This is a genomic window from Stenotrophomonas pictorum JCM 9942 (genome assembly GCF_001310775.1).
Lineage (GTDB): Bacteria > Pseudomonadota > Gammaproteobacteria > Xanthomonadales > Xanthomonadaceae > Stenotrophomonas > Stenotrophomonas pictorum.
The window spans coordinates 1-2227 of the sequence record NZ_BAZI01000408.1; the positions used below are offsets into that span (position 1 = coordinate 1).

At 65.9% G+C, this 2227-nt stretch carries 1 protein-coding gene and 1 pseudogene; both read left to right on the forward strand.

The genetic code is table 11. The features are described from left to right. The first annotated feature begins 166 nt into the window (after window positions 1-166). Window positions 167-1048: an acetyl-CoA carboxylase, carboxyltransferase subunit beta gene (gene accD / locus JCM9942_RS14365; RefSeq protein WP_054660516.1), complete on the forward strand. Its 882-nt coding sequence runs from the start codon at window positions 167-169 to the stop codon at window positions 1046-1048. Continuing rightward, window positions 1048-2227 (forward strand): annotated as a pseudogene (glmM, locus tag JCM9942_RS14370) (phosphoglucosamine mutase); the annotation flags it as partial. The gene accD and the pseudogene glmM, both read left to right, overlap by 1 nt.

The window sequence follows — 2227 nt, forward strand, 5'->3', positions numbered from 1 at the left end:
TGCCCGCGCCCCGTGTAAGGAGTGAAACGTACGCGGGGGTAGGGTTTGCGTCGTCCGGGCATAGGCCGGATGTGTGCAGGCGGGGGGCGCCACCGTCGCAGGGGTGAGCTAGACTGTGGGCCCTGTCGCGGCCGCAAGGTCGCCCTGAACGGAACCGTCACCCCGCATGAGTTGGCTCAGCAAGTTGATGCCGTCCGGCATCCGTACCGACAACACGCCTTCCAAGAAACGCAGCGTCCCCGAGGGCCTGTGGGAAAAATGCAGCAGCTGCGGCGCGGCCCTGTACCGCCCGGAACTGGAAGAGAATCTCGAGGTCTGCCCCAAGTGTGGCCATCACATGGCCATCCGCGCCCGCGCGCGCCTGGCCTCGTTGTTTGATGCCGACAGCACCACCGAGATCGCCGCCCGCCTCGGGCCGACCGACGTGCTCAAGTTCAAGGACCAGAAGAAGTACGCCGAACGCATCAAGGCCAGCCAGAAGAACACCGGCGAGTACGACGCGCTGGTGGCGATGCGCGGCCTGCTGAAGGGCCGCCCGCTGGTGGCCTCGTCCTTCGATTTCGCGTTCATGGGCGGTTCGATGGGGTCGGTGGTCGGCGAGCGCTTCTCGCTGGCTGCGGAAACCGCACTTGAGCTGGGTTGCCCGTATGTGTGTTTCTCCGCCAGTGGCGGCGCGCGCATGCAGGAAGGCCTGTTCTCGCTGATGCAGATGGCCAAGACCTCGGCCGCGCTAGGCAAGCTGCGTGACGCGGGGTTGCCGTATATCTCGGTGCTGACCCATCCCACCACCGGGGGCGTGTCGGCCTCGTTCGCGATGCTCGGCGATATCAACATCGCCGAGCCGCACGCACTGATCGGCTTTGCCGGCCCGCGCGTGATCGAGCAGACCGTCCGCGAGAAGCTGCCGGAAGGCTTCCAACGCTCGGAATTCCTGCTCGAGCATGGCGCCATCGACCAGATCTGCGACCGTCGCGAAATGCGTGACCGCCTGGCCGAGCTGCTGGCGATGATGATGCGACAGCCTGAGAACGAAGACGAAGCGGCCTGATGAGAACACGCAAGTATTTCGGCACCGACGGCATCCGTGGCCGGGTCGGCCAGGGCGTCATTTCCGCTGATTTCGTGCTGCGTGTGGGCAATGCGCTGGGGCGGGTGTTGCTCGAACGTACCGGGCGCCGGCCGACCGTGGTGATCGGCAAGGACACCCGCATCTCGGGCTACATGTTCGAGGCGGCGCTCGAGTCCGGGCTGGTAGCCGCGGGGGCCGATGTGCAGCTGCTGGGGCCAATGCCGACCCCGGCAGTGGCGTTTCTGGCCCACACGCTGGGTGCCGACGCCGGCATCGTCATCAGTGCCTCACACAATCCGCATCACGACAATGGCATCAAGTTCTTCTCCGGTGAAGGCGAGAAGCTCGACGATGCCACCGAGCTGGCGCTGGAAGCGGCACTGGAGGCGCCATTTTCTACGGTTGAGTCCGACCGGTTGGGCAAGGCAATGCGTGCCCGCGACGCGGTCGGCCGCTATATCGAGTTCTGCAAGGTCAGCGTGCCGCGCGATTTCTACCTGCGCGGGCTCAGGATCGTGCTGGACTGCGCCCATGGCGCGACCTACCACATCGCGCCGCTGCTGTTCCGTGAACTGGGGGCCGAGGTGATCGCCATCGGTGCCGAGCCGAACGGCATCAACATCAATGACGGGGTGGGGTCCACCCATATCGACAACCTGGCGCGCAAGGTTGTCGAGGTGGAGGCCGATCTGGCATCGCCTTCGACGGTGACGGCGACCGTGTGCTGATGGTGGACGATACGGGCGCCGCCGTGGACGGTGATGGCCTGCTCTATATCCTGGCCAAGGCCTGGCAGGCCAGCGGTCGTTTGCGTGGGCCGGTGGTCGGTACCTTGATGACCAATTACGGGCTGCAGCAGGCGCTGGAACGGCTGGACATCCCGTTCGTGCGGGCCAATGTCGGTGATCGCTATGTGCATCAGGCGCTGGTCGAGGGCAAGGGCGTGCTGGGGGGCGAGGCGTCGGGACATATCCTGTGCCTGGACCGGGCCACGACCGGTGACGCCATCATCAGTGCGTTGCAGGTGCTGGAAGTGCTGGGAAGTGCCGGCCAGACCCTGCGCCAGGCGGGCGCGGGGCTGGTGATGGTGCCGCAGAAGACCATCAATGTGCGCTTGGAGTCGGGGGCGCGCGAAGTGGTCAGGAGCGCGCCGGTGCA

Coding starts and splice junctions, on each gene's coding strand:
- accD (WP_054660516.1), top strand. CDS start 167: ATGAGTTGGCTCAGCAAGTTGATGCCGTCCGGCATCCGTACCGACAAC.